The sequence below is a fragment of the Nonomuraea sp. NPDC049714 genome, assembly GCF_044465295.1.
GTDB lineage: Bacteria > Actinomycetota > Actinomycetes > Streptosporangiales > Streptosporangiaceae > Nonomuraea.
On sequence record NZ_JBITLM010000002.1, the window covers coordinates 302,096 to 328,323 of the forward strand.

Annotated in this window: 25 protein-coding genes; 13 read left to right on the forward strand and 12 right to left on the reverse strand. The window is 69.9% G+C overall.

Translation table 11 applies throughout. From position 1 onward, the window contains the following. The first annotated feature begins 96 nt into the window (after positions 1 to 96). From ACIBQX_RS08345 to ACIBQX_RS08355, 3 genes are all read left to right on the forward strand, one after another. Positions 97 to 681, forward strand: coding sequence for a helix-turn-helix domain-containing protein (locus ACIBQX_RS08345; protein WP_397002025.1), 585 nt, complete (start codon positions 97 to 99; stop codon positions 679 to 681). A 434-nt stretch (positions 682 to 1,115) separates the two neighbouring features. Then, complete coding sequence (locus ACIBQX_RS08350; RefSeq protein WP_397002027.1) at positions 1,116 to 2,171, forward strand: sulfite oxidase; 1,056 nt, start codon at positions 1,116 to 1,118, stop codon at positions 2,169 to 2,171. Between the two features lie 143 nt (positions 2,172 to 2,314). Next, complete coding sequence (locus ACIBQX_RS08355) at positions 2,315 to 3,916, forward strand: wax ester/triacylglycerol synthase family O-acyltransferase (RefSeq protein ID WP_397002029.1); 1,602 nt, start codon at positions 2,315 to 2,317, stop codon at positions 3,914 to 3,916. 3 nt (positions 3,917 to 3,919) lie between these two features. On the opposite strand, the gene ACIBQX_RS08360 is transcribed toward ACIBQX_RS08355, so the two are convergent. Beyond that, positions 3,920 to 4,942 carry a polyprenyl synthetase family protein gene (locus ACIBQX_RS08360; RefSeq protein ID WP_397002031.1) on the reverse strand — a complete coding sequence of 341 codons (1,023 nt, stop codon included), beginning with the start codon at positions 4,940 to 4,942 and terminating at the stop codon, positions 3,920 to 3,922. Positions 4,943 to 5,071: 129 nt separating this feature from the next. Between ACIBQX_RS08360 and ACIBQX_RS08365 the strand changes: the two genes are divergently transcribed. The 7 genes from ACIBQX_RS08365 (at position 5,072) to ACIBQX_RS08395 (ending at position 12,651) form a co-directional block, all read left to right on the forward strand. Next, positions 5,072 to 6,415 (forward strand): cytochrome P450, encoded by a 1,344-nt coding sequence (locus tag ACIBQX_RS08365; protein WP_397002033.1) that lies wholly within the window; start codon positions 5,072 to 5,074, stop codon positions 6,413 to 6,415. Beyond that, on the forward strand, positions 6,412 to 7,269 hold the full coding sequence (locus tag ACIBQX_RS08370; protein WP_397002035.1) for a terpene synthase family protein: 858 nt from the start codon (positions 6,412 to 6,414) through the stop codon (positions 7,267 to 7,269). Before ACIBQX_RS08365 ends, ACIBQX_RS08370 begins: the two co-directional genes overlap by 4 nt. A 2-nt stretch (positions 7,270 to 7,271) precedes the next feature. Then, positions 7,272 to 8,798 carry a prenyltransferase/squalene oxidase repeat-containing protein gene (locus tag ACIBQX_RS08375; protein WP_397002037.1) on the forward strand — a complete coding sequence of 509 codons (1,527 nt, stop codon included), beginning with the start codon at positions 7,272 to 7,274 and terminating at the stop codon, positions 8,796 to 8,798. A gap of 209 nt (positions 8,799 to 9,007) precedes the next feature. Continuing rightward, the gene (locus ACIBQX_RS08380) at positions 9,008 to 11,293 is read left to right on the forward strand and encodes a nitrate- and nitrite sensing domain-containing protein (protein WP_397002039.1); all 2,286 of its coding nucleotides are present in this window, start codon (positions 9,008 to 9,010) and stop codon (positions 11,291 to 11,293) included. Beyond that, positions 11,290 to 11,694, forward strand: coding sequence for a roadblock/LC7 domain-containing protein (locus ACIBQX_RS08385; RefSeq protein ID WP_397002041.1), 405 nt, complete (start codon positions 11,290 to 11,292; stop codon positions 11,692 to 11,694). Before ACIBQX_RS08380 ends, ACIBQX_RS08385 begins: the two co-directional genes overlap by 4 nt. Beyond that, positions 11,691 to 12,083: a DUF742 domain-containing protein gene (locus ACIBQX_RS08390; RefSeq protein ID WP_397002043.1), complete on the forward strand. Its 393-nt coding sequence runs from the start codon at positions 11,691 to 11,693 to the stop codon at positions 12,081 to 12,083. The genes ACIBQX_RS08385 and ACIBQX_RS08390 overlap by 4 nt, the downstream gene beginning before the upstream one ends. Then, positions 12,064 to 12,651: a GTP-binding protein gene (locus ACIBQX_RS08395; RefSeq protein ID WP_397002045.1), complete on the forward strand. Its 588-nt coding sequence runs from the start codon at positions 12,064 to 12,066 to the stop codon at positions 12,649 to 12,651. Before ACIBQX_RS08390 ends, ACIBQX_RS08395 begins: the two co-directional genes overlap by 20 nt. Before the next feature lie 68 nt (positions 12,652 to 12,719). On the opposite strand, the gene ACIBQX_RS08400 is transcribed toward ACIBQX_RS08395, so the two are convergent. The 6 genes from ACIBQX_RS08400 to ACIBQX_RS08425 all read right to left on the reverse strand — a co-directional run bounded on the left by ACIBQX_RS08400 (position 12,720) and on the right by ACIBQX_RS08425 (position 19,065). Further along, complete coding sequence (locus ACIBQX_RS08400; RefSeq protein WP_397002047.1) at positions 12,720 to 14,339, reverse strand: cation acetate symporter; 1,620 nt, start codon at positions 14,337 to 14,339, stop codon at positions 12,720 to 12,722. Continuing rightward, positions 14,336 to 14,566 (reverse strand): DUF485 domain-containing protein, encoded by a 231-nt coding sequence (locus ACIBQX_RS08405; protein ID WP_229699447.1) that lies wholly within the window; start codon positions 14,564 to 14,566, stop codon positions 14,336 to 14,338. Before ACIBQX_RS08405 ends, ACIBQX_RS08400 begins: the two co-directional genes overlap by 4 nt. A gap of 255 nt (positions 14,567 to 14,821) precedes the next feature. Next, a complete protein-coding gene (locus tag ACIBQX_RS08410) occupies positions 14,822 to 15,637 on the reverse strand; it encodes a carbohydrate ABC transporter permease (protein WP_397002049.1) in 816 nt (271 codons plus the stop codon). Further along, positions 15,634 to 16,533 carry a carbohydrate ABC transporter permease gene (locus tag ACIBQX_RS08415; RefSeq protein ID WP_397002051.1) on the reverse strand — a complete coding sequence of 300 codons (900 nt, stop codon included), beginning with the start codon at positions 16,531 to 16,533 and terminating at the stop codon, positions 15,634 to 15,636. Before ACIBQX_RS08415 ends, ACIBQX_RS08410 begins: the two co-directional genes overlap by 4 nt. Next, a complete protein-coding gene (locus ACIBQX_RS08420) occupies positions 16,530 to 17,789 on the reverse strand; it encodes an ABC transporter substrate-binding protein (protein WP_397002053.1) in 1,260 nt (419 codons plus the stop codon). Before ACIBQX_RS08420 ends, ACIBQX_RS08415 begins: the two co-directional genes overlap by 4 nt. 121 nt (positions 17,790 to 17,910) lie before the next feature. Next, a complete protein-coding gene (locus ACIBQX_RS08425) occupies positions 17,911 to 19,065 on the reverse strand; it encodes a trans-sulfuration enzyme family protein (protein WP_397002055.1) in 1,155 nt (384 codons plus the stop codon). A gap of 17 nt (positions 19,066 to 19,082) precedes the next feature. Between ACIBQX_RS08425 and ACIBQX_RS08430 the strand changes: the two genes are divergently transcribed. Further along, positions 19,083 to 20,114, forward strand: coding sequence for a LacI family DNA-binding transcriptional regulator (locus ACIBQX_RS08430; RefSeq protein WP_397002057.1), 1,032 nt, complete (start codon positions 19,083 to 19,085; stop codon positions 20,112 to 20,114). Then, on the forward strand, positions 20,111 to 20,632 hold the full coding sequence (locus ACIBQX_RS08435) for a GNAT family N-acetyltransferase (RefSeq protein WP_397002059.1): 522 nt from the start codon (positions 20,111 to 20,113) through the stop codon (positions 20,630 to 20,632). Before ACIBQX_RS08430 ends, ACIBQX_RS08435 begins: the two co-directional genes overlap by 4 nt. A 5-nt stretch (positions 20,633 to 20,637) precedes the next feature. Here ACIBQX_RS08435 and ACIBQX_RS08440 read toward each other — a convergent pair whose 3' ends face one another. Together ACIBQX_RS08440 and ACIBQX_RS08445 are read right to left on the reverse strand one after the other, a co-directional pair. Next, entirely contained in the window at positions 20,638 to 21,645 is a 1,008-nt protein-coding gene (locus ACIBQX_RS08440) for an SseB family protein (RefSeq protein ID WP_397002061.1), read from the reverse strand. Continuing rightward, positions 21,638 to 23,344 carry a hypothetical protein gene (locus ACIBQX_RS08445; RefSeq protein WP_397002063.1) on the reverse strand — a complete coding sequence of 569 codons (1,707 nt, stop codon included), beginning with the start codon at positions 23,342 to 23,344 and terminating at the stop codon, positions 21,638 to 21,640. Before ACIBQX_RS08445 ends, ACIBQX_RS08440 begins: the two co-directional genes overlap by 8 nt. Before the next feature lie 71 nt (positions 23,345 to 23,415). On the opposite strand from ACIBQX_RS08445, the gene ACIBQX_RS08450 reads away from it, so the two are divergent. Next, entirely contained in the window at positions 23,416 to 23,616 is a 201-nt protein-coding gene (locus ACIBQX_RS08450) for a hypothetical protein (protein ID WP_397002065.1), read from the forward strand. Here the strand turns inward: ACIBQX_RS08450 and ACIBQX_RS08455 are convergent. The 3 genes from ACIBQX_RS08455 to ACIBQX_RS08465 are packed head-to-tail and all read right to left on the reverse strand — an operon-like array spanning position 23,613 to position 26,223. Further along, the gene (locus ACIBQX_RS08455; protein WP_397002067.1) at positions 23,613 to 25,100 is read right to left on the reverse strand and encodes a cation acetate symporter; all 1,488 of its coding nucleotides are present in this window, start codon (positions 25,098 to 25,100) and stop codon (positions 23,613 to 23,615) included. The genes ACIBQX_RS08450 and ACIBQX_RS08455 overlap by 4 nt on opposite strands. Next, a complete protein-coding gene (locus ACIBQX_RS08460) occupies positions 25,097 to 25,477 on the reverse strand; it encodes a hypothetical protein (RefSeq protein WP_397002069.1) in 381 nt (126 codons plus the stop codon). Before ACIBQX_RS08460 ends, ACIBQX_RS08455 begins: the two co-directional genes overlap by 4 nt. Then, the gene (locus tag ACIBQX_RS08465) at positions 25,474 to 26,223 is read right to left on the reverse strand and encodes a LytR/AlgR family response regulator transcription factor (protein ID WP_397002071.1); all 750 of its coding nucleotides are present in this window, start codon (positions 26,221 to 26,223) and stop codon (positions 25,474 to 25,476) included. The genes ACIBQX_RS08460 and ACIBQX_RS08465 overlap by 4 nt, the downstream gene beginning before the upstream one ends. Positions 26,224 to 26,228: the final 5 nt, after the last annotated feature.

Consider the following 26,228-nt stretch of genomic DNA (forward strand, 5'->3'; position numbering starts at 1 on the left):
GTCATCGTGACCACTTCCGGTGCCAGCCTGGCTCGGCCGGTGACCGGTGGACAAAGTCCTTTGCGGAAACTGCAAAAGCGGGGGCATAGTGGGGGCATGAGTGACGAGTTCGACGCCGTGCTCAGCGCGGTCGGCCCGCGACTTCGCGAGTTTCGTCACCGTAGAGGAGCCACCCTGACCACGCTGTCGGAGACCACCGGCATCCCGGTCAGCACCCTGTCCCGCCTGGAGTCCGGCCATCGCAAACCGGGCCTGGAGCTGCTGCTCCCCCTGGCGAAGGCCTACCAGGTGCCGCTCGACGAGCTCGTCGGCGCCCCGGCCAGCGGCGATCCACGGGTGTTTCCCCGGCCGGTCATGCACAACGGCATGACCGTCATCCCACTGACCCGAAAGCCCGGCGGGCTGCAGGCGTTCAAGCAGATCCTCCCGGCCGGCCCCAACGATCTCGAACCCGATCCCCGCTCGCACGAGGGATACCACTGGCTGTACGTACTCAGCGGACGACTACGCCTGGTGCTCGGCGACCAGGACCTCGTCCTCGTCGCGGGCCAGGTCGCCGAGTTCGACACCCATCTCCCGCACTGGTTCGGCAACGCCGACGCGCAGCCGGTCGAGTTCCTGAGCATCCTCGGCCCCCAGGGCGAACGGTTCCACATCAGAGCCCGCTACCGACCCGCCTGATCTGCGCCACCCGGCGTTCAGGTGCTCCTACATGGCGATCATGAGCCTCCTGGCCGACCCCGGCGAGCTCACCGATCCTGGCGAGCTCCGCCGCGGAGTTGACGGCGCCGATCGGCAAGGACCGCAAACGCCGGAAAGCCGCCCTCAACGCCTACCCCTACGCCCTCACCCTCGCCTTCGCCCTGTTCACCTTCGCCCCCCTTCACCTTCGCCCCCCTTCACCTTCGCCTTCGCCTGTTCGCCTCCGCTATCGCCTCGACCCGGCGTCGGAGCGCATGCGCTCGTGCCTGCGGAGAGGAGCCGTTCCGCCCTGCGCGTTTCCGGGTATGTCCTGATATGACGGGTTTCGGGATACCGGGATCGTTGAAGGCGCGTCGATGGACACGACTGGAAGGATTAGATGGTTTACAGGTAGGAAATATAGAGCTTAGGAGGTGGCCGACGTGAAGCAGGCGCTGGGGACCATCGTGAAGCCGCTGCCGGAGCACCTGTTCGTACGGCATGACGGCAACGCCGAGATGCGCTGGGAGAGCATGGCCGGCCAGGGCTACCACACCCCCGCCGACCGGTTCTTCGTCCGCAACCACACCTCCACTCCCCTGATCGACGTGACCGGGTGGCGGCTGCGGGTGCACGGGGACGGGGTGCGCCGGCCGGGCGTGTTCGACTACGAGCGACTGCTGTCCATGCCTTCGCGGACGATCGACGCGGCCATCGAGTGCGCCGGGAACGGCCGGCGGTTCTACGGATCACAGGAGGGGGACGCGGCACCGGGAGCGCAGTGGGGACTGGGGGCGATCGGGGTCGCGCGCTGGCGCGGAGTGCCGCTGCGGGAGCTGCTGCGGGAGGCCGGCGTACGCGGGAACGCCGTGGACGTGGTGGCTCATGGGCTCGACACGCCGTTCGAGGGGTACGGCCACGTACGCAGGCCGCTGCCCATCGGCAAGGCGATGGCCGACGTCCTGGTGGCCTACGAGATGAACGGCGAGCCACTTCTCCCCGACCATGGATTTCCGGCGCGACTGGTGGCGCCCGGCTGGGCGGGAATCGCGTCCATCAAGTGGGTGGGAGAAATTGAAGTTTGTACGACTTCCGCTTTCACGCCGTGGAACACGGTGTTTTACCGCAACGTCGCCGAGCAACCGGTGAAGAGCGCGTTCGAGCTCGCCTGGAACGCCGTCCTGCCGGCGGGCGTGCCACACGTTCTGCGCGGCAGGTCGTGGTCGGGGCACGGACGGATCGTGCGGGTGGAGGTCAGCTTCGACGGCGGAGCCGGCTGGCACGAGGCGGAGCACCACGGCCCGCACCTGGTCAGCGCCTGGTTGCCGTGGCATGTCTGGTGGATGCCCGAGCAGCCGGGCGAGCAGGTGCTCATGGCGCGGGCGACCGACGAGACCGGCGCCACACAGCCCATGATCACGCGCCGGCATCCGCTCGGCTATCACTTCGACGCCGTCGTACAACACCCCATTCGCGTGGTGCGTGGTTAGAGAAATGTCACGGATAGCGGCTGATCTGCGTAATTCATGAACCGGGTGCGCGAGGCGCTCGAATTGATCTGAGAGACTCGCGCGGAAACGTTCCGGTAATCCATTCATGTGATGGTGAACGTACCCGGCGAAAAGGAGAGCAGATGCGCCAGCTGTCCGCGTTCGACACGCAGTTCCTGAACGCCGAGTCCGCGACCACCGCCGCTCATGTCGCGGGTCTGGCGATTCTCGACCCGGCCGGTGGCCGCCTCAACCGGCAGGCGCTCGCCGGCCTGCTGCTCGAACGCCTCCACCTCTCGCCGGCGCTGAGCCTGCGCCTCGTGGAGGTGCCGCTCGGCCTGGACCGGCCCTACTGGGCTCACGATCCGGACTTCGACCTCGATCGCCACCTGTTCGAGCTGACCCTGGCCGCGCCCGGCGGCATGCGGGAGCTCGCCGACGCGGTGGCCGAGATCCACGCCCGGCGGCTGGACCGGGCGCACCCGCTGTGGGAGATGCACCTCATCCACGGGCTGGCCGACGGGACGGTGGCGGTCTACACGAAGGTGCACCACGCGGTCATCGACGGCGTCTCAGGCGCGGAAACGCTCGCCACCCTCCTCGACCTCGCCCCTGGTGGCCCCGAAATACTCGACACCCCGCAAACCCCCGACGTCCGTGACAGGGCCGACGGGCAGCACGGAAGCTCCAAGAGCGGCAGGGGTGACTCCCCCGTCAGGGAGGGTGATCGGCCTGACGGGCCCGGCGACCTCGACGAGCACATGCCGGCCCACAACGCGGCGAACCGGCCGCCGGGGGCGCCCAGCCTGCTGGAGATGCTCGGCACAGCCGCCGTGCAGGCCGCGACGCAGCCCGTGCGCACGCTGCGTTCCGCGATCCGGATGGCGGGGGAGCTGGACGCGATCCCGCTGGCGGCCAGGGTGCCCGGCGCGCGGCTGATCGCCCAGGCGGCCCGGGTGGCGGCCGGCGACCTGGAGCCACGCCCCGAACCGCCCGGCCTGGCGGTGCCGCGCACGCCGTTCAACGGGCCCATCAGCGCGAACAGGCACCTGGCCTTCGGTTCGGTGTCGTACAAGGACGTCAGGAACGTGGCCAAGGCCAACGACGTCCGCGTCAACGACGTGATCATGGCGTTGTGCGCGTCGGCGCTGCGGTCATGGCTGCTGGAGCGGGACGCGCTGCCGGAGCAGCCGCTGATCGTGGGCGTCCCGGTGGCGGTCCGTACGGCAGCGGCCAGTGAACGGGTCGGCAACCAGATCTCCGCGCTGGTCACCACGCTGCCCACGCAGGTCGCCGGAGCCAGGGAGCGGCTGCGGGTGGCCGGGGAGACGATGAGCGCGGCGAAGCGGCGTTTCGCGATGGCGTCCACCTGGTGGCTGGACGAGTTGTGCGCGCTGCTGCCCGCGCCGGTCGCCGGTCTGGCGACGCCGGCGATCTTCCGGTTCGCCGCGGTGGCGTGCCCGCCGATCAACCTGATCATCAGCAACGTGCCGGGGCCGCAGTTCCCGCTGTTCCTGTGCGGCGGGCGGGTCCTGTCGTACTACCCGATGTCGGTGCTGACCGACCTCAGCGGCGGGGTGAACATCACCTGCCTGTCCTACGACGGCATGATCGACTTCGGCATCGTCGCCTGTCCGGAGCGGGTGGACGACGTGTGGAGTCTGCTCGGCCACCTGCGGGTGGCATTGGACGAGCTGCTGGACGATCAGGTGGGCGATGAGTTCCGTGACGGGGCCGCGGGCTGACGGTCAGCGGATGCGGTCGATCAGGGAGCCACACACGTCACGGAGCGCGGTGTCGCCGGGCAGGCACTCCTCCATCATCTTCATGGCGCCCCCGGCCCGGCGGGCCGCCAAGTCCAGCGCCGCCTGCCTGCCGCCGGCCTCCTCGACGAGACGGGCGGCCCGCAGTACGGCTTCCTCGTCCATGTCGGGCGAGCCGACCACGGCAGTCAGCTCGCGGGCGGCCGGGCCGCCCGCGGACAGGGCCGCGATGATCGGGAGAGTCTTCTTGCCGCGGCGCAGGTCGCCGTGGACCGGCTTGCCGGTGATGGCCGGGTCGCCCCAGATACCGAGGACGTCGTCGTAGATTTGGAAGGCGACGCCGAACTCGCAGCCCATCTCCCAGGCGCGCTCGGCCAGCTCCGGCGCGCCGCCGAGCGCCACCCCGGTCGCGGCCGCCGCGCCCAGCAGGCTGCCGGTCTTGCCCGCGGCCATCTCCTCGTACTCCTGGACGGTGACCTGGCCGGGCCCGCTCCACGGGCGGCTCTCGAAGGCCAGGTCGAGGGTCTGCCCCTGGACGAGCTCGACCAGCGCCCTGGACAGATAGGCCATGGGGACGCCGGTGCCGGCGAGCCGGTCGATCGCCAGCGCCAGCATGGCGTCGCCGGCCAGCAGGGCCGGGCCCGCGCCGTAGGCCCGCCACAACGTCGGCCGGTGCCTGCGCCGCTCGTCGAGGTCCATGATGTCGTCGTGCACCAGCGAGAACGCGTGCACCAGCTCCACGGCGACGGCTCCCGGCAGCGCCGTCTCCGGCGGGGCGCCGACGGCCTCGGCGGACAGCATGGCGATGGCCGGTCGCAGGTGCTTGCCGCCGTCGCCGACGGCCGGCCGGCCGTCGACATCCGACCAGCCGAGGGCGAATCCCACCATCCTGGCCCCCGATGGATGCAGCACCGAGACCGCTTCGCGCAGGGCGGGTTCGAGCAGGCGCCGACAGCGAGCGATCGCCTCCGCACCCGCCTGGACGGCGTCAGGACGGCTGGCATTCATGACGTGCTCCTACTCAATGCGATCTTGAACTATATGCATGATCATGTGATACTCCGTCTAGATTCGACTTTCGTCAGCTTATGTCCGTTATGTGAGACAGATGGCTAGGCTGAGGATGGAGGCACGCACATGGCGACCACTACCGCCTCCGTCAGAACCCTCCCCTTTCTCAGCAGGCTGACCAGGCACTGGCGCGTCCCGGTCAACGCTCTGGAGGAGGCGGGCGCGCAGGCGGGCGGCGAGCTCGTCCGCCTGAACATGGGACCGTTTCGCCCCTATCTGGTCACCCACCCCGACCACGTCCAGCACGTCCTGACGACCAACCAGCCGAACTTCGTCCGCGAAGGCATGTTCTGGGATCCGCTGGCCCCGCTCGTCGGTCACGGCATCCTGTCCGACGGCGACAACTGGGCGGACAGCAGGCGGATCCTGCAACCGCTCTTCACAGCCAGGTACGTCAACTCGCTGGCCGAACGCATGGCGGACAGCATCGACAGGTCCATCGACGAGATCATCACTCCAGGACGGCCCCTCGACATCGCCAAGACGATGTCCGCGATCGTGCATCCGATGATCGTGCGGCTGTTCTTCGGCGAGAAGATCTCCGTGGCGGACATGAACCGGCTGGGCCCGGCCTACGACGTCGCCGTCACCGCCAACGCCATCCGGCACCTGATGCCGTTCGTGCCGGAGCGCGTGCCCTTACCGGGGGACCGGGCCTTCAGGCGCGCGATCAGGACCGTCGACGAGGTCGTCTATCTCCGCATCAAGCAGGTCAGGGCGCAGGAGCAGGACGGCGACGACGTCGTCTCGCGGCTGTGCCGGGCCCGCCGGGACGAGACCGGACCGGAGGGCGACCGGCGGATCAGGGACGACATGGTGGCCATGCACGGCCCCTCCACCGACACCACGACCACGGTGCTCACCTGGGTCTGGCCGGCGCTCGCCGCCCACCCCGAGGCCGCCGCCCGGGTGTACGAGGAAGTGGACAGGGTGGTCGGCGACGCCCCGGTCAGCGTCTCCCATCTGCCGGAGCTGACGTACCTGCGGATGTTCGTCAGCGAGGTGCTGCGCCTGTACCCACCGGCCTGGATGCTCCCCCGCAAGGCCCTCGCCACGGACGTCGTCGGCGGAGTCACGATCGAAGCCGGGTCCACCGTCATGCTCAGCCCGTATCTGACCCAGCGCCTGCCGCAGTTCTGGGAGCGGCCACTGACGTTCGAGCCCGAGCGGTTCACGCCGGGGAACGAGTCCGGGCGGCACCGCTACGCCTACCTGCCATTCATCGCGGGGCCGCACGTGTGCCTGGGGCAGGCCCTGTTCATGATGGAGGCTCCCCTGCTGATCGCCGGCATCCTCAGGAGGTACCGGCCGGTGGTCCACAGCGACGGCCCGGTCTCCCCCCAGCTCGCCTCGTCGCTACGGCCACCGTCCGGGCTGATGATGACGCTGCACCCGGCGGCCCGGCGATGAGGACGCCGTCCGAGCTGTTCGCGGATGGGCGGACGTGCGCCCTGGCCGTGGCCGGCGGCCGCGACCTGGCCCGCAGCGCGGCCAAGCATCCCGAGCTCTTCCCCGAGGGGTCCTTCGACGCCGGGCTCTACCTGTCCCTGGCGCTGGCCGGCGCGTTCGGCTCACCGTGGGCCACGGTCGACGGCCTGCGTGCCGTCAACCGCTCCTCTCTGCTGGTGTTCGCCGTGGACCGGCTCATCGACCAGGAGGCGACCTGCCGGGAGGACGTGGCCGCCCTGGTGACCGAATGCCTGGCCGTGGCCGCCGGGGCCGCCCCCCGCTCCCCCGCCGGCGGTTTCCTCGCGGACCTGCGCGGCGATCTGGCTGGCACGCCCGGCTTCCCCGCGCTGGAAGCGGCCTGGCGCGATCAGCTGGAGCGCATGCTCACGGCCATGGCCCGCGAATGGGACTGGAGCCGGGCTCCGCAGGCGCCGACGCCGGAGCGGTATCTGGCCAACGCCGACAGTTGCGGGGCCGGCTTCATCAGCGTCTCGCACTGGATCCACACCGGCCTGGCCGGCGGCCCCGGCGACCTGGACCGGCTGCGTCCGGCCTGCGACGTGGTGCAGCGCTATCTCCGGCTGCTCAACGACCTGGCCACACACCACAGGGAGCGCAGCTTCGGCGACCTCAACGCCTTCACGCTGGGCATGACCCCCGACGAGGTGACCGCCCGGCTGGCGGAGCTGTCCCACAAGGCCGCCGGCCTGATCGAGCCGCTGAGGAACGTCCACCCCCGAGCAGCCGAGTATCTGTGGTGGCAGGTCCACTACAGCGCCGGCTTCTACGAGCTGACCGACTTCTGGGCGGGATGACCATGGACTTCGTCCAGAACGCCAGCGATCTCGTCGACGGGCTCATGGCACAGCCCTGGGGCCAGGTGTCCGCGTCGGTCTACGAGACCGGACGGCTGGTCACGCTCGCCCCATGGCTGCCCGGCCATGGCGAGAGGGTGGCCTTCCTGCTGGCCGAGCAGCGCGGCGACGGCTCCTGGGGTGCTCCCGACGGCTACGGCCTGGTGCCCACGCTGAGCGCCACGGAGGCACTGCTGAGCACGGCGGCGCAGGACCCCGCCGTCGTCCCGGCGGCCCGGTCCGGGCTGCGGGCGCTGCAGCACCTGCTCCGGCAGCCGCCCGACCTGCCCGACACGCCGGCGATCGACCTGATCGTGCCCGCCCTCGTCGAGCTGATCAACGCGCACGGCCACGGTGACCCGCTGACGGCGCCCGGCATGGACACCACCCGCCTCGACGGGGTCAAGCGGCTGCTGTCCTCGGGGCAGGAGCCGCCACAGAAGGTGCTGCACGTCCTGGAGGTCGCGGGCACGGAAGCGGCCCGAGCCGGCGCCGTCCGGCCCGCGCCGCTCGGCACCGTCGGCGCCTCCCCCGCGGCGACGGCGACCTGGCTCGCCGCACTCGCCCCGGCCGACGCGACCCAGACCCACGCGACCCAGACCAACGCGACGTTGACCGACGCGGCCGCCGCCGCCCGGCATCATCTGGAGGCGGTGGCCCGGCGGAGCGGCGGGCCGGTCCCGGTCGGGCTGCCCATCACCGTCTTCGAGCGCGGCTGGGTGCTGAGCTGGCTGATCAGGGCGGGCGTGCCGGTACGGGTGCCGCCCGAGATGATCGCCGACCTGAGGACCGCGATCCGCCCCCAGGGCACACCCGCGGGCGCCGGGCTGCCGGCCGACGCGGACACCACCAGCGTCGCGCTCCACGCCCTGGCCCTGCTCGGCGTGCCCTGCGATCCCTCGTCCCTGATGACGTTCGACACGGGCGCCCACTTCTGCACCTGGCAGGGCGAGGACGGCGTCTCGGTCAGCGTGAACGCCCACGTGCTGGACGCACTCGGTCAGTACGTGCGCGTCAGGCCGGCGGCGGAGGCGGTCTACGGGCCGGTGATGGCGCGCGTAGGAAGCTGGCTGGCCGCCCGGCAGCGGCCCGACGGAAGCTGGGAGGACCGCTGGCACGCCTCCCCCTTCTACGCCACGCTCAGCTGCGTCCTGGCGCTCGGCGAGTTCGGCGGGCCACGGCACGCCGCGCCGATCCACCGAGCCAGGGAATGGGTGCTGGCCAACCAGCGTGCCGACGGATCGTGGGGGCGTTGGGCGGGCGGCCCGGAGGAGACCGCCTACGCCATGCAGATTCTCCTGCTCTCCGGCCCCGAGCCGGACGAGCGATGCCTGAAAGCCGCCTGGCGAGGATGTACATTTCTCACCCAGGAAGAAGCCTTATCAGATTTTACACCGCTATGGCATGACAAGGACCTTTACTCGCCGACAGCAATCGTGCGAGCAGCCATCCTAGCCGCTCTTTACGTAGCAAAGAGCTCAAAGGGATAATTGTACGGGAAATCGGGACATAGCGTCCCGATGGTATCGATTCGCGTTGAGAGAGCAACCCTGCGTTGCTAAGGTGACCCGGGTGTCTGATTCTTGGGTTGCTCATCTTTCCGTCTTGACAAGGCAGGCTGACTACCCTGCTTTCTCCAGGGGTGGGCTCGATGCGCTTCCGTAACGCCAGTGTCCGGTCAAAGGTCACTGCACTAATCGTGTCGCTCGCACTCCTGTGGGCCTTCGCCGCCTGGGTGACGCTCCGGGAGGGCGTCAACATGCTATGGGCCGCCACCATCAACAGCAGCGTGGTGGAGCCGAGCGAGCCACTGCTCGTCGAGCTGCAGCGCGAGCGCCGGCTGACCGTCGCCAGCCTCGGCAACCGTTTGCGACCCGCCGGCGAGGCGACGCTCCGCGAGCAGCGAGTCAGGACGGACGCGGCGCACGCCGTGTTCGCCGACTCCGTCGACGGCGCCGCGGTGCGGTTCGGCGCGGACGCCCTGCTGGAAGAGCGCGTGGCCGCCGTCGAGAGCCGGCTGGCGGGCCTCGGCGCCATCAGGAAGGCGATCGACACGGGCGTCACGCCTCCCTCACAGGCGGCGACTCCCTACAACACCGTCATCGACGACTTCTACCGCATGTACGACTCCGTCGCCGCGTTCGACGACAAGGAGGTCGCCAAGGACGGCCGGACGCTGGCCGAGATGCACCACTCGCGCGAGTTCCTCGCCCGCGAGGACGCGATCATGGCCGGCGTGTTCGCCCGCGACGGGTTCACCGAGGTGGAGCACGCCGACTTCGTGGCCGCCGCCGGCGTCTTCCGCCAGACCCTGTCCGAGGCCATGGCCAAACTTCCGGACGTGGACAGGCCCCACTACGAGGCCTGGCTCAAGAGCGCGCCCGCCACCCGGCTGCTGAGCATGGAGGAGCGGCTCATCCGGCACCGGGCGGGCACGGACATCCTGCCCGTCAGCAGCGAGGAGTGGCGCAAGGCCGCCGAGGCGACCCTGGCCGACATGCACAACGTGACGGTCGCGGCCGGGGACCGGCTGCTGGAGCGGATCACGCCCGTCGCCGTCGGCGTCATCGTCCGGCTGGTGCTGGCCGGCGGCCTCGGCCTGATCGCGGTCATCGCCTCGATCGTGCTCTCCATCACCACGACCAGGCAGCTGCTCGCCCAGCTGAAGAAGCTTCGCGACGCCGCCCACGAGCTGTCCGACGAGCGACTGCCCGGCGTGGTGGAGCGGATCGGCCGCGGCGAGGTGGTCGACGTCAGCCGGGAGGTCCCCGACCTCGACTTCGGCGACGACGAGATCGGCCAGGTCGGTCAGGCGTTCAACACCGTGCAGCGCACCGCCATCAGCGTCGCCGCCGAGCAGGCCGAGCTGCGTCGCGGCATCCGCGACATCCTGCTCAGCCTGGCGCGCAGGACGCAGGGCCTGGTGCACCGGCAGCTCACCGTCCTGGACGTGATGGAGCGGCAGGAGACCGACCCCGAGGAGCTGAAGCAGCTCTTCCGCCTGGACCACCTCGCCATCCGCATGCGCCGCAACGCCGAGAACCTCATCGTGCTGTCCGGCTCCTCCCCCGCGCGCACCTGGCGCCGCTCGGTGCCCATGGTCGACGTGGTGCGCGGCGCGCTGGCCGAGGTCGAGGACTACACCCGGGTGACGCTCATGCCGATGGGCGAGGTGGTGCTCGTCGGCCGCGCCGTCGGCGACGTGATCCACCTGCTGGCCGAGCTCATCGAGAACGCCGTCTCCTTCTCGCCCCCGTACACCAACGTGCGGGTCAGCGGTCAGCTCGTGGCCAACGGCTACGTCATCGAGATCGAGGACCAGGGGCTCGGCATGAAGCCCGAGGACCTGGCGGCGGCCAACGAGCGCATCGCCGACCCGCCGGAGTTCCGCATCAGCGGCACCGCCCGGCTGGGCCTCTACGTGGTCAGCCAGCTGGCCGAGCGCCACGACGTCAAGGTGGTGCTCAAGCACTCGCCCTACGGCGGCACCACGGTGGTCGTGCTGCTGCCGCAGGAGCTGGTGGAGGTGGACGCCGGGCCCGAACCGGCGGACACGGACTCCTCGCCGCGGCTGCCGCGCAGGACTCCCACGTCGGCGACGGCCACGACGACACGCCCGGTGACGGAGCGCCCAGCGACCGAGCGCAACGTCCGCGCGCTGAAGGTGGCCGGCTCTTCCAGGCCGCCTCAGCAGCCTCAGCCCGACCCGCCCCAGCGAATCGAGAAGGGGGCGGCGACGGAGCCCACGCCCGAAGCACCATCCGTGTTCACCCCGGGAGGGCTGCCGCTGCGGGTGCCGCAGGCCAACCTGGCCGCGGCCCTGCGTGAGGACGGCCCGCCCACCACTCCAGATCTTGAGGACGACGATGACGAGCGCTCGCCAGAGGAGATCCGGGCGATGATGGGATCCCTGCAGTCCGGCACCCGGCTCGGCAGGACCGAGGCGGCCAGGCTCATGGAAGAACAGTCGGGAGGCGACACGTGACACCAGGTGCCGGCACAGACCTCAACTGGCTCCTCGATGACCTGACCGGCCGCGTCAAGGAGGCCGAGCACGCGATCGTGCTGTCCTCCGACGGGCTGCTCATGGCTTCCTCCGCCGCGCTCCAGCGGACCGACGGCGAGCACCTGTCGGCGGTGGCCTCCGGGCTGCAGAGCCTGGCCAAAGGCGTCTCCGATCATGTGCGGGGCGGCCCGGTCAAGCAGACCGTGGTGGAGTGGAGATCGCAGTTCCTCATCGTGACCGTGGCGGGCGAGCGGGCCTGCCTTGCGGTGCTCTGCGGGCAGGGCGCCGACATCGGCCTCGTCGCCTACGAGATGGCCATGCTCGTGGCCCGCGTCGGCCAATATCTCACCTCGGGGACCCGCGCCGGGGCCGAGCGGTGAACGGGGAATACGGATCCTCGGGCGAGCCGAGCGAGGAGCAGCACTGGATCGATCCGGAGATCATCCGGCCCTACGTGGTGACGCGGGGGCGGACCGCGCCCGTGCACGGCAGGTTCAACCTGATCTCCATGGCCCTCGCCGTGGGCCCGCCACCGGGCCCCGATGCCGGGCTCGATCCGGAGCACCACTCGATCCTCCGGCTCTGCAGGGAGCCGAAGTCCGTGGCGGAGATCGCCGCACATCTCAACCTGCCCGCGGGCACCATCCGCGTGCTGCTCGGCGACCTGTTCGACAGGGAGCTCGTCTCGGCCCAGGAGCCGCAATCCGAAATGGACATGCGTGACATGAAGATGTACAGGGCGGTGCTCGATGGCCTTCGATCGCTCTAACCGGCCGCGCCTGCCGACGGCGATCAAGATTCTCATCGCCGGCGGGTTCGGCGCGGGCAAGACCACGATGGTCGGCGCGGTCTCGGAGACCAGACCGCTGCGCACCGAGGAGGTGCTCACCGACCGCGGCATCGGCATCGACGACCTGTCCAGCGTCGAGGCCAAACGGACGACCACGGTGGCGATGGACTTCGGCCGCATCACGATCGGCGAGGAGTACGTCCTCTACCTGTTCGGCACGCCGGGGCAGGAGCGGTTCTGGTTCGTCTGGGACGAGCTGGCGGAAGGCGCGCTGGGCGCGGTCATCCTGGCCGACACCCGCCGCCTGGCCGACTGTTTTCCCTCGGTCGACTACTTCGAGCGGCGCGGCACCCCGTTCGTGGTCGCGGTCAACTGCTTCGAGAACTCCGAGATGTTCGAGCTCGCGGAGGTACGACTCGCGCTGCAGCTCAAGCCGTCGATCCCGATCATCATGTGCGACGCCAGAAAGCGTGACTCCAGCCGGGAGGTGCTCATCTCGCTGGTGAAGCACTCGGCGAAACTCCGTGCGGAGCCGGTCGGCTCCTGACCGCGTGAAACGGGCCCGGCACGGCGTGCAGTCCGTGCCGGGCCCCGCTGTGTGCGCGTCAGTGCGCGTCAGTGCTTGGTAGCCTGCTCCGCGCCCACGCCGGTGAGGGATCGGACCTCGATCTCGGCGTACTTGGCGGCGTTGTACTCCTTGCTCAGGACCGTGCCGAGCCAGCCGCAGAGGAACCCAAGCGGGATCGAGATGATCCCGGGGTTGCTCAACGGGAACCAGCTGAAGTCGGCGTCCTTGAACAGCGCCGTGGGGCCGCCCGAGACCACCGGCGAGAAGATGACCAGCAGCAGCGCGGAGACCAGGCCACCGTAGATGGCGCTGACCGCCCCTGCCGTGTTGAACCTCTTCCAGAACAGGCTGTAGAGGATCGCCGGCAGGTTGCCCGAGGCCGCGACCGCGAAGGCCAGGGCCACCAGGAAGGCCACGTTCTGCCCCTGGGCGAGGATGCCCAGCCCGATGGCGGCGGCGCCGATCACCAGGGCGGAGAGCCTGGCCACCACGACCTCCTGACGCTCGCTGGCCTGGCCGCGCTTGAAGACGTGCGCGTACAGGTCGTGGGCGAAGCTGGAGGAGGAGGCGAGCGTGAGACCCGCGACCACGGCCAGGATGGTGGCGAAGGCGACGGCGCCGATCAGCGCGAGCAGGATCGTGCCACCCACCGGGCCGAAGATCTCCTCGCCGATCCGCTGGGCCAGCAGTGGCGCGGCCGTGTTGCCGGCCGGGTCCTCCGCGCGGATGGCGTCGGCGCCGACCAGGGCGGCGGCACCGAAGCCGAGGACCAGCGTCAGCAGGTAGAAGGTGCCGATGAGGCCGATGCCCCACATGACCGACTTACGCGCTGCCTTGGCGGTCGGGACCGTATAGAAGCGGATGAGGATGTGCGGCAGGCCCGCCGTGCCGAGCACCAGGGCGAGGCCGAGGCTGATCAGGTCGATCTTCCCCGCGAGTCCCTGCGCCTCGGTGCCGTACCTCAGGCCCGGGCTGAGGAAGCTGCCGGTGTTGCCGGAGGGTCCGCTGGTCGTGGCGGCCTGGCTGAGCAGCGCCGACAGGTTGAAGCCGAACTTGCCCAGCACCAGGATGGTCACCAGGGCGGCGCCGCTCATCAGCAGCACGGCCTTGACGATCTGCACCCAGGTGGTGCCCTTCATGCCGCCGAACACCACGTAAATGATCATCAGGGTGCCGACGGCGACGATCGTCCACATCTTGCCGGCGTCGGAGGTGATGCCGAGCAGCAGGCCGACCAGGGCGCCCGCGCCGACCATCTGCGCGAGCAGGTAGAAGATGCTGACGACGATGGTCGAGACGCCGGCCGCGGTGCGCACCGGCCGGGGGCTCATCCTGAAGGCGAGCACGTCGGCCATGGTGAACTTGCCGGAGTTACGCATCAGCTCGGCCACCAGCAGCAGCGCCACCAGCCAGGCGACCAGGAAGCCGATGGAGTAGAGGAAGCCGTCGTAGCCGTACAGCGCGATGATGCCGGCGATACCGAGGAACGAGGCCGCCGACATGTAGTCGCCGCCGATGGCCAGGCCGTTCTGCACGCCGGTGAACGAGCGGCCGCCCGCGTAGTAGTCAGCCGCGGTCTTGGTCTGGCGGCTGGCCCAGACCGTGATGCCGAGCGTGGCGGCCACGAAGGAAAGGAAGAGGATCGTGGCGAGGACTTGAGAACTCACTTGGCCTTCTCCTCGACCTCGTGGCGGAGCTTGTCGGAAATGGGGTCGAGCACCTTCTCCATGTGCCTGGAGTAGGCCCACGCGATGCCGAAGGTCGTCACGAACTGGAGCAACCCGAAGATCAGTCCGACGTTGATCTCACCGAGCAGCTTGATGGCCATGAAGTCGCGGGCCCAGCCCGACATCACCACGTACAGCAGGTACCACACCAGGAACGCCGCCGTCATCGGGAACGTCCACCGGCGGAAACGCCTCTTCAGATCTTGGAACTCACTGCTCCTCTGGACTTCTTCATAGACAGACGCGTCATGTTCTTGGGTTGTCACGGTACCTCCACTGTGATGCGGATCACGCACACGGTAAGAGGGACACCTACCCTACGTGGAGGGGCTAGACGAGGTTGTTCGGCGAGCCGCCGCCCAACGGCGTTCAGTTGGGCGGCGGCTGCGACGAATGGTCCGTTCGGTACGACGAACGGTTGGTCATCCTTTGACCGCTCCAGCGGTCAGCCCTTCGACGATGTAGCGCCGGATGACGGCGAACATCACCAGGGTCGGGATCACCGACACCACCGTGGCGGCCGCCATCGCGCCCCAGTCGATGTCGTACTGCGTGATGAAGGAGTTCATCGCGACCGGGATGGTCTTGGCGTCCTCGCTGTCGATGAACGTGATCGCCAGGAACAGCTCGTTCCAGCACTGCACGAAGGCGAAGATGAACGTGGCCGCGATGCCGGGCAGCATGACCGGCATCACCACCCTGATCATGGCGGCCATCCGCGACGCGCCGTCGACCTGCGCGGCCTCCTCCAGCGCCACCGGCACCCGCTCGTAGAAGCCGCGCATGATGATCGTGGCGAACGGCACCAGCATGGCGACGTAGACCAGCATGAGCCCAGCCAGCCTGTTGAGCAGGTCGAGGTCCGACATCAGCAGGTAGAGCGGGCCGAGCGCGATGAACAGCGGGATCATCTGGGTGACGAGGAAGGCCAGCATCAGCGCCCCCCTGCCGGGGAAGGCGAACCGGGCCAGGACGTAGCCGCCGAGCACCCCGGTCACCGTCACGACGCCGGCCGAGACCAGGGAGACCATGAGGCTGTTGAGCAGGTACGTCCCGAAGTCGGCGAAGGAGAACAGCTCGGCGTAGTGCTCGAACGTCACGGTGCCGGGCCAGTAGCGCAGCGGCAGGGAGAAGATTTCGGCCTTGGGCTTGAGCGAGGTGACGACTATCCAGTAGAGCGGGAACAGCGTGATCAGCAGCCAGACGGTGAGCACGATCACCTTGGCGAGACGTCTCATCGGGCCTTCTCGAATCGGGTCGCGTTCAGGTAGAAGACGCTGAAGGCCAGCAGCAGGCCGAGGACCAGCAGCCCGACCGCGCCCGCCCGGCCGTAGTCGCCGCCGGCGACCTGCTGGATGAGGAACGTGGTGATGATGTCGGTGCTCCCGGCCGGGCCGCCGCCCGTCATGGCGTAGATGAGGTCGGGGAAGTTGAGGATCCAGATGATCCGCAGCAGCACGATCAGCGCCAGCGTGGGCCGGATGTGCGGCAGCGTCACGTGCCAGAACTGGCGCAGCCGCGACGCCCCGTCCACCGACGCCGCCTCGTACAGCTCGCGGGGCACCGACTGGAGCGCGGCCATGATCATGATGGCGAAGAACGTCACGCCGTACCAGACGTTGGCCACGATCACCGAGGTCATCGCCCAGCCGGGCGAGGCAAGGAAGCCGATGCGCTCGTCGATGATCCCCGCCTTGAGCAGCAGGTCGTTGATCACGCCGAACTGCCCGTTGAACATCCAGCGCCACAGCAGCCCGATCAGGAACCCCGACATGGCCCACGGGAAGAACACCCACGCCTGGTAGAGCCCGCGCCCCCGGAAGTGGCGCCGCAGCAGCAGCGCCAGCCCGAACCCGAGGAAGAACTGGAAGAACAGCGACACGACCACCCAGGTGCCGGTGTTGCGCAGCGCCGTCCAGAACCGGTCCTCGGCCAGCACCGCCCGGAAGTTCTCCAGCCCGACGAACGGCGTGGCGGTCAGGTCGAACAGGTTGTAGCGCTGGAAGGCGATGATCGCGCCACGCACCATCGGGTAGTACGTGAACAGCGCCACGAACACCACACCGGGCAGCAGGCACAGGGCGATGAACCTGGCCTTGCGCCCGGTGAACGCGGGTTTCGCGCGGGCGCTCAAGAGACCTTCTTCGCCTGGTCCGTCCAGAAGGCGTCCCACGACTTGAGCACCTCGGCGGTGGTCTTCTTGCCGGTGATCAGCGCCTGGATGTCACGGTCGGAGTCGACGTTGAACTGGCTCCAGCCGGGATAGTCCACCGGGCGGATGGTGATGACCTGCTTGGGGTCCTGCTGCGCCTCCAGGTAGGCCTTCCAGGCGCCCTGGGAGAACTGCGGGTCGCTCTGGGCCTGCTTGGAGATGGGGATCAGTGAGTTGCCCTTGGCGAAGGCGATGCTCTGCTCGGCCTCCGACAGGAACTGCACGAGCTTGACCGCCTCCTTGGGGTGCGCGCTGAAGGAGGTGGCGCCCCAGCCCGCGTAGCCGACCGGCTGGAAGGCGTAGCCGCTCGGGCCCTTGGGGATGGGGGCGGTGGACCAGGCGGTGACCCCGCTCTCCTCCACCGTCTTGATCACTTCGGGGTCCTGGATGAGCATGCCGGTCACGCCCGAGGTGAAGCCCTGGACCATCTCCGGGTAACCCCACGACACCGAGTCGGGCGGCGACGCCTCCTTGAAGATCTTGACGTAGAGGTCGAGGGCCTGCATGGCCTCCGGGGTGGAGAAGATGGTGCGCTTGTCCTTCAGGAAGAAGGATTTTTCGGGATTCAGGGCCTCGCCGTTGTAGGCGCTGATCATCATGACCGCGTAGTCGGCGCCGCCCTTGCCGCCCCGGAAGGAGTAGCCGAAGCGGTCGCCGTTGGTCATCTTCTTGCCCGCCTCGTAGAGCTCCTGCCAGGTCTTCGGCGGCGCGGTCATGCCGTAGTCGGTCCGGTAGAACAGCGTCCGCTGGTAGAAGCCGTAAGGGATCAGGTAGGGCTTGCCGCCGACCTCGACGGCCTTGGTCTGGGCCAGCTCGGTCAGGTCCGCCCAGCCGGGCCACTCGGTGGTGGGCAGCTCGGCCAGCCAGCCGTTGTTGGTGAAGGACTTGGCCGTGTGGTCGCGGACCTCCAGCACGTCCAGGTCCTTCTTGGTCTGCAGGATCTGGGTGATCTTCTGGTCGGCGCTGTCCAGCGGTGGTGAGACCAGCTCGACGGTGACGCCGGGATTGGCCTTCTCGAAGTCCGCGAGCAGCTTCCTGATCAGCTTGGTCCGCTCGGGGCTGGTCAGGCTCTCGATCATGCGCAGTTGTACCTCCCCGGGGGAGGAGGACGAGCCGGAGCCGCATCCGGCCAGCACCAGCGTGGCGGCGGCTGCTGCCGCCAGGAGGGGGGATTTCATGGTGGGGCCTCCAGAGAGGTAAGACAGCGCTGTCAATCACGCTAGGCGACTGGGCCGTTCCGGCGCTAGACCGGGACGCCGGATCGGCCGATTCGCCACCGGACCGAGACCGGCCCGGCGATCAACCGATCCGCTCCAGCGCCAGGCCCAGATCCTTGATCAGCGTCTCGGCCGCCTCCAGCCCGACCGACAGCCGCACGAGCCCGACGGGGATGCCCATGGTGACGCGCACGCTCTCCTCGGTGGACAGCGCCGGGGCGTTGACCAGGCTCTCGAATCCGCCCCACGACACTCCGATCCGGAAATGCCGCAACGCGTCGAGGAAGGAGGCGACGGCCGCGCGGGACTCCGTGGCCAGTTCGATGCTGAAGAGGCTGGAGAAGCCGGACATTTGGCGAAGGGCCATGCCATGACCGGGATGTGAGGGCAGTCCGGGATAGTTCACCTGCCGCACCGCCGGATGGTCCGCCAGGAACCCGGCGACCGCCATCCCGCGCTCCTGGTGCGCGACCATCCGGACGGGCAGCGTACGCAGTCCCTTGATCACCTTGGCCGCGTCGTGCGGCGACATCGCCGCCCCGTAGAGCTGGTACTCGGTCAGCGCCAGCGGCCTGATCAGCCGCGACGGCCCGGCGACCACCCCGCCCACCAGGTCGCTGTGGCCGCCCACGTACTTCGACAGGGAGTGCACGACCAGGTCCACGCCCATCGTCAGCGGCTTCTGGAAGATCGGCGTGGACCAGGTGTTGTCCATCACGGTCACCAGGCCGTGCTCGCCGGCCCAGCGGGTGACGGCGGGGATGTCGAAGATCTCGTACCGCATGTACGAGGGCGACTCGAAGTACAGTAGGCGGGTGCTCTCCTTGATAGCGCTGTCACCGGCCGCCAGATCGACGACATGCGTATGCGTGACGCCGAACTTCTCCAGGTAACGCAGAAACTGGGTGGTCGGCCCGTAGACCGCGCCCAGCACCAGCACGTGGTCGCCGGCCGAGACCAGCGAGGAGATCGTCGCCGCGATGGCGCCCATGCCCGAGGCGAAGCACTTGGCCCGCTCCGCCCGCTCAAGCGCGGCCAGCTTGCGCTGCGCCAGATCGACGGTCGGGTTGGTGCCACGCCAGTAGACGTACCTCTCGTCCTCGTTCCTGATCGCCTCGCCGAGCTCGCCCGCCGTGTCGAAGGTGAACAGGGAGTTCTCGAAGATCGGCGGGTTGACCGCGCCCATCACCCAGGGCTCGTCCTCGCCCAGCCGGCCGCAGATCCATTCATCATCCATGGGGGCAGACTATGACAGTGCGGAAACCGACCATGGTCGACGTGGCCAGGCACGCCGGGGTGAGCCTCAAAACGGTCTCGCGGGTGGTCAACCAGGAGCCGCACGTCAGCGCCGTGCTGCGGCAGCGGGTGCTGACCGCCATCAGCACGCTGGGCTTCCGCCGCAACGAGGCCGCCAGCCGCCTGGCGCGCGGCGCCACCATGCTCACCCTCGGCCTGATCATGGAGAACATCTCCAACGAGTTCTACTCCCGCCTGGCCAAGGCGGTCGAGGCGGCCGCGGCCGACCATGAGGCGCTCGTGGTGTTCGGCTCCTACGAGGAGCGGCCGGAACGGGAGCGGATGCTGGTCGAGTCGATGTACGCCCGGGGCGTCGACTCCCTCATCATCGTCCCCTCGGCCGCCGACCACGGCTGGCTGGGCGAGCACCCGGGCCTGACGGCGGTGTTCGTCGACCGGGTCCCGGCGGGCCTCGAACAGGCGGACGTGGTGGTGCTCGACGACGTCAAGGGCGGGCTCGTCGCGGCCGAGCACCTCATCGCGCGCGGCCACCGCCGCATCGCGCTGATCTCCGACGACGACGGGCTGAGCTCCGTGCACGACCGCGCGTCCGGCTACCGTACGGCGCTGCGGGCGGCGGGCCTGCCCGTCGACGAGTCCCTCGTGGTGCGGGGGGTGTTCGACCCGTGGCGGGTCTCCCGTGAGGTGAGCCGGCTGCTCGACCTGGCGGACCCGCCGACGGCGCTGTTCGCCACCAACAACCGGGCCGCGATCGGCATCCTGCAGGCGCTGCGGGAGCGTCCGGAACGGCCCGCGTACGTGGGCTTCGACGACTTCGCCCTGGCGGACGTCTTCAACCCGGGCGTCACGGTGGTCCGCTACGACGTGGCCAGGCTGGCGCGCAGCGCCGTCGACCTGCTGCTCGACGGCGAGTCGGGCGGGCGCCGGATCAAGGTGCCGGTCGAGCTGGTCGCCCGCGGCTCGGGCGAGCTGCCCGGCCGCGCGCCGAGTCGTAGAATCGACGCCTCGCCCACCGGAGGTCGCCCATGACGTTACCCACCTCGCCCGTTCGGCTGACCGGCCATGACCTCGTGCTGCGCGAGTGGGAGGAAGCGGACCTGCCGGTCATGGCGGAGCTGTTCGACGATCCCGGCGTCGCCTACCGCACCCCGCTGGCCTCCCCCTTCGGCCTCGACGAGGCGCGCGCGTACCTGGAGAAGGCCCGCCGCACCCGCGCCGCCGGGGAGCGGCTGCACCTCGCCGTCACCACCGACGGCCACAAGCCGCTCGGCGAGGTGCTGGTCAGCCTCTCCCGGGGCAGCATGGGCTACGCCATCGGCGCCGCCCACCGCGGGCAGCGGCTGGCCCCGCGCGCCACCCGGCTGCTGATGGACTACGCCCATCAGGTCCTGGAGATCCCGCGCGTCCTGCTGGAGATCGAGCCCGACAACGCCCCCAGCATCTCCGTCGCGCGAGCCCTGGGCTTCCGGCTCACCGACGACGAGCCGGAGCGGGTGGAGGAGAAGGGCCGCGTCCTCTTCCTGCGGACGTGGGCGCACGACCGCTGACGACGTCAGCGGGGACCGTTCCGGTCGAAGGCGGCAGCGTACTCCTCCCCTGGATCCACGAGTACGGCATAGCCATCGGGGAGGAGGCCGAGCAGGTCCGCGCCGAGGGTGGAGAAGTAGCGCGGCTCCTGGGACTCCACGTCGCTCCCCTTGGCCGTGACGTAGTGGGCCAGCGCCTCCGGCGATGTGAACGCGGGCACCAGGCCCTTGCCCGGCGGGCCGACCGCGACGACCCCGGGCTTGTCCATCGCCTCGCAGTAGAGGCGGGCGCGCTGGAACGCCCCGAACGACCCCTGGCGGATCCCGCCGGCGGTGCTGTCGCGCCGTAGCGTGTAGGCGAGCCAGCCGGTGCCCGCGCCTCCCCGTGAGAGGGGGTCCACACCGTCGGTGAGATCGTCGATCTCGTCCAGGGTGAAGCCGGTGACGTGCAGGAACGCCGCCAGCACCGCCTCGGGGGCCTTGTCGGCGCCGCGCCGGGACAGCACCGCGACGTGCTCACTGTCCGGCCACCACGGCTCGGCCAGTGCGACCTCGTCCCCCGAATTGAGCCGCAGCGTCAACCAGTGGCGCAACCGCTCGTCCTCGCGGACCTGGGCGAGATGCCGATGGAGGCGCTCTGTCACCCGCATTTCGTTCATCCGGATCCGCGCGATCACCCGGGATTCCGCGTAGTCGTGCCACGGGGCCTCGCGTAGTGAAATGAACGGTAGTTCGGGCCAGGGCCGCAGCGCGTCCATGTGGTCGAGCACGCGTTGCGCGAAATCCCGGTGCTCCTGCTCGGAATGCGGCACAGGAAGCGGAGACGGAATGAGGTCGGCGAGCGGGGAGCCGGTTCGCAGTGACGCGCCGATGGCTTCGTACTCCTCCTCCGGCGTGTAGCCGTGGACGGGCTCCAGGATCAGCGCGCGGGCCCTGACGAGGGCGAGGGCGTCATCGAGCTCCGCGTTGAACTGGACGCTGTAGAACAGGACGGAGACCACCCGGTCCCGGTCGGACCCCAGCCAGTCAGCCACCGTCGTACCCCTCCCTCTGCACACCGTCGACATCGATACCCGCGCGTTTCAGAGCGCCTATGACGCGGTCCAGGTCCTCGGGTTTCGGCCTGTAGTGGCCGCTATGGCGGGAAATGGCCGTCAGCACGCCATTTTCCACCTCGATATCCCCGGCTCCGGTGACTCGTCCACCGCTCAGAAAGCTGGAGTGGTGGAACTCTCCGACCACATGCTCCTTCTCCGCGTAGAGATTGCCGTATCGATCCATGACGAAGATCGCGCGGCCTCCTCCCGGAGCCCAGTGAGAATGGGCGTCTTCGGTGTCGAAAGGCTTCCCGGTTATGTCATGGAGCCTTCCATCATGCACCACGAGGCGCCTTCTCTCTAACGCCTCGGGGGTCAGGTAACGGACGCCCCGCTGATCCTCGCCGACGTGTCGTTCTCTCATCGGAATGGTGTCCAGGGGTGGCCCGTCGGCCGCCGTTCGCGCCGGGGGGATCCGGAAGCCGCCGGGCGTGGCTGCAGGAGGTCTACCGAGGCCGTCGACGGTCCGGCCGGCCCGGCCCGCCAGCCCGCCGCCGGTGATGGCGAGGAGGGCGTCGGGGATGAGCCTGCCGAACCAGCGGACCGGCTCCTCGGTGAGGGTCTCCCAGTCGACGACCGACTTGCCGAACTCGACCGGATGCTCCGCGGCGAAGACGCCGGCGTCGCCGGCGTTCCCGATCAGGTCGGGGATAGCGCCGGGATCGGTGATCAGGCCGCCGATGGACGCGGTCCAGCCGAACTCGGCGATCCCGATGGTGGCCTCGGCGGCGCCCTGGACGAGGGGGATCGCGCCGTGCTCGGCGTATCCGCGGGCCAGCTCCCCGACGCCGGGCAGGCCGAGTGCGCCGGCCGCGGCGCCCACCTGGCCGGCCCAGGCGCTCCCCGCCCACGCCACGACGTCGTTGACCGCACCGGCCAACCGGCCGAACGGCGTCTCCTCAACCGAAGACGTACCGGGCCGCCCGCTCTGAGCCGGGGGCGCCATGTCCCCGTGCGAGGGCGCCATGTCCTCGTGCGAGGGCGCCATGTCCTCGTGCGGGGGCGCCATGTCCTCGTGCGGGGGCGCCATGTCCTCGTGCGGGGGCGAGGAGGACTCCGGCGGGGGCGAGGAGGACTCCTGCAGGGGTGGGGTGGTTTCCTGCGGCGGTGGGGTGGTGGGGGCCGGGGTGGTCTTCAGGAGTTCGGCGCGGCGGCGGCGGAGGTCGGCGCGCTGGTCGTCGAGCCAGTTCCCCGCGCGGACGAGGTCCTGGGCGGGGGCGGTGCCGACGCCGAGCCGGGCCAGCGCGCTCGCCAGGACGTGGCCCGCCTGCCGCCAGTCGCCGCCGGCTTCGGCCAGCTCCGCGTCCACGGCCCGCATGAGGTCGGGGTCGCCGCCGACATAGCCGCCAGGCGGGTCACGCAGCGCCTCCGGCGGCCGGCCGAGCTGCGGGGGCGGGATCCTGACGGGGTCGCCGCCGGCCAGGGCGAGCCGTTCGACCTGCTGGAACGCCTGCTCGAAGGCGCGTCGTACCTCGGAGTGACGCTCGACCAGGCCGCCGTGCAGCCGTGCGGCGCCCGACCCGAGCAGCGCGCCGTCGCCGAAGAGCCGGAACACCTTGTCCAGCGCGCCGCCCTGCTCGTCGGCCAGGCGCGCGATCATGCGCAGTGCCTGCTCGGCCTCTTGCGGGGTCGCCATGGCGCTTCCCTTGTCCGTGGGCTCCCTCGAGCGTAGAAAGGCGGGGAGGCCGGCGGCGGGAACCATTCCTGATGCCTATGGGGTCGCTGAAGTCGTCAGGTGCCTCGAACGGACGCCGGGCCTCGCCCGAGCTCGCCATCCCGGCGCTGCTCGCCCTCGACGCCGACTGCCACACCGTCAGCCAGGCGCTCCAGGTCCTCGGCGGCGATCCGGACCGGACCGAGCTGAAGGAGATGCTCGTACGAGCCGAGATCGACCTGCTGGAGCCCTAGGAAGAGCGGGGCCGCCAGTCTCCCCGGTCGAGGTCGAGGTTCTCCGGCGTGTGCAGGCGCACCATGGTCCTGGCCACGCCGAGCGGCACCCGGTCCGGCGTCAGGAACGACACCGAGATCATGGCCGCGAACGCGATCGGCACCGTCCACGCCGCCGGCTGCGCCAGCAGTGCCCCGGCCAGGCCGGCGTGCGGGCCGCCGGTGATCGTGGCCAGCACGGCGAGACAGGCCAGGCCGCCACCCACGTACAGCCCGGCCAGCGCGCCGGTGGTGCTGAGCCTGCGCCACCAGATGCCGAGCACGAGCAGCGGGCAGAACGACGAGGCCGCCACCGCGAACGCCAGCCCCACCACGTCCGCCACCGGCAGCGCCCTCGCCCACAGCGCCAGCGCCAGCGGCACCGCGACGGCCATCAGCGTGGCGATCCGGAACGAGCGGACACCGCCCTTGAGCAGGTCCTGCGCGATCACCCCGGCCACGGACACGGTCAGCCCCGACGACGTCGACAGGAACGCGGCGAACGCTCCCCCCGTGATCAGCGCCGTCAGCGCGTCGCCGAGCGTCCCGCCGATCATCCGCGCGGGCAACGTGAGCACGACGGCGTCGGTGCGCACCAGGTCTGGCGCGTAGATCCGGCCGAGCCAGCCGTACACGGGCGGCAGCAGGTAGAACGCGCCGAGCAGCGTCAGCACCACCAGCGTGGTCCGGCGGGCGGCCCGGCCGTCGGGGTTGGTGTAGAAGCGGACCAGCACGTGCGGGAGCCCCATGGTGCCCAGAAAGGTGGCCAGGATCAGCGAGTACGTCGAGTAGAGGCCGTACTCCCTGGCCCCGGACAGCGGCATCTGCCAGCCGGCGGCGTCCTGCGCGGACAGGCCGGGGGCCCCGTCGGACTGCCAAGCAAGAAGCAGGAAGATCACCGGTACGGCCAGCGCGGTGAGCTTGAGCCAGTACTGGAACGCCTGCACGAACGTGATCGACCGCATGCCGCCCGACAGCACGTTGACCACGACCACGACCGCCACCAGCAGCCCGCCCGCCCACACCGGCGCGCCGGTGATCGTGCGCAGCACCAGGCCGGCGCTCTGGAACTGCGGCATCAGGTACAGCCAGCCGATGAGCACGACGAGCACGCTGGCGGTCCGGCGCACCACCATGGACTCCAGCCTGGCCTCGGCGAAGTCGGGCAGCGTGTAGGCGCCCGAGCGGCGCAGCGGCGCGGACACCAGCACCAGCAGCACCAGGTAGCCGCCGGTCCAGCCGACCGGCAGCCAGAGCATGTCCACGCCGTAGCTGAGGATGAGCCCGGCCACACCGAGGAACGACGCCGCCGACAGATACTCGCCGCCGATCGCGGAGGCGTTCCAGAGGGGGCTGACGGTGCGGGAGGCGACGTAGAAGTCGGAGGTGGTGCGGGAGACCCGGATGCCGAACGCGCCGATGAGCACGGCCGCCACCATGACGATGACGACCGCGGCCAGGCTCACGAGCGGTCGACCAGGTCGGCGAAGTGGCGCTCGTTGCGCTCCGCCTGCCGTACGTAGAGCCAGGCGCCGATGACGAAGGCGGGATAGATGAGCCCGGCGAGCACCGCCCACGGCAGGGGGACGCCGAGCACGTGCACGTCGCGCAGTTCGGGGATGAGCAGGAACAGCACCGGCAGGCTCCCCACCACGCACCCCAGGACCGTGCACACGAACGCGGCCAGCCTGAACTGGGTGCGCAGCAGCGAGCGCATGTAGACCTCGCCGAGGTGGGTCTGCTCGTCGATCTCCCGGGTGGCGGGATAGCGGGGGCGGCGGGCCGCCGCGGTGCGCGGGCTGGTGATGGCGACGCGGCGGCCAGGCCTCGGCTCAGGGCTCATTCGGGCCTTCCCTTCCTGGCGCGGCGGACGAGCAGGTCGCGCAGTTCGCGGGTGTGGCGGCGGCTGACCGGGATCTCCGTGTCGCCGACCCTGACCACGCACCTGCCCGAGTCGATGTGCAGCTCCTCGATGTGCTTGACCGCGACCAGATGGCTGCGGTGCACGCGGACGAACCCGGCCGCCGACCAGCGCTCCTCCAGCGTGGCCAGCGGGATGCGGACCAGATGGCTGCCGGTGGCGGTGTGCAGGCGAGCATAGTCACCCTGGGCCTCCACGTAGATGACGTCGGCGGTGGAGACGAATCTGGTCACGCCGCCGAGCTCGACGGGGATCGTGTCGGTCTCGGCGCCCTCGACGGGCACGTCGGCCGAGACCGCCACCCGCCTGATCGCCTCGGCGAGGCGCTCCGGGCGCACCGGTTTCAGCAGGTAGTCCTCGGCCTTGATCTCGAAGGCGTCGACGGCGTGCTCCTCGTAGGCGGTGACGAACACCACCCTCGGCGGGTTGGCGAACCGCGACAGCAGGCGACCGAGCACGACGCCGTCGAGGCCGCGCATCCTGATGTCGAGGAAGACGGCGTCGATAGGCCTGCCCTCGGCGATGGCCCGGTCGAGCAGCCGCAACGCGGCGGCGCCGTCCCGGGCGGTGGCGACCTCGCCGATCCGTGGGTCGGCGCGGAGCAGGTAGGAGATGTCTTCCAGCGCGGGAAGCTCGTCATCCACCGCGAGGACCCGAAGTTGTGCCATAGACA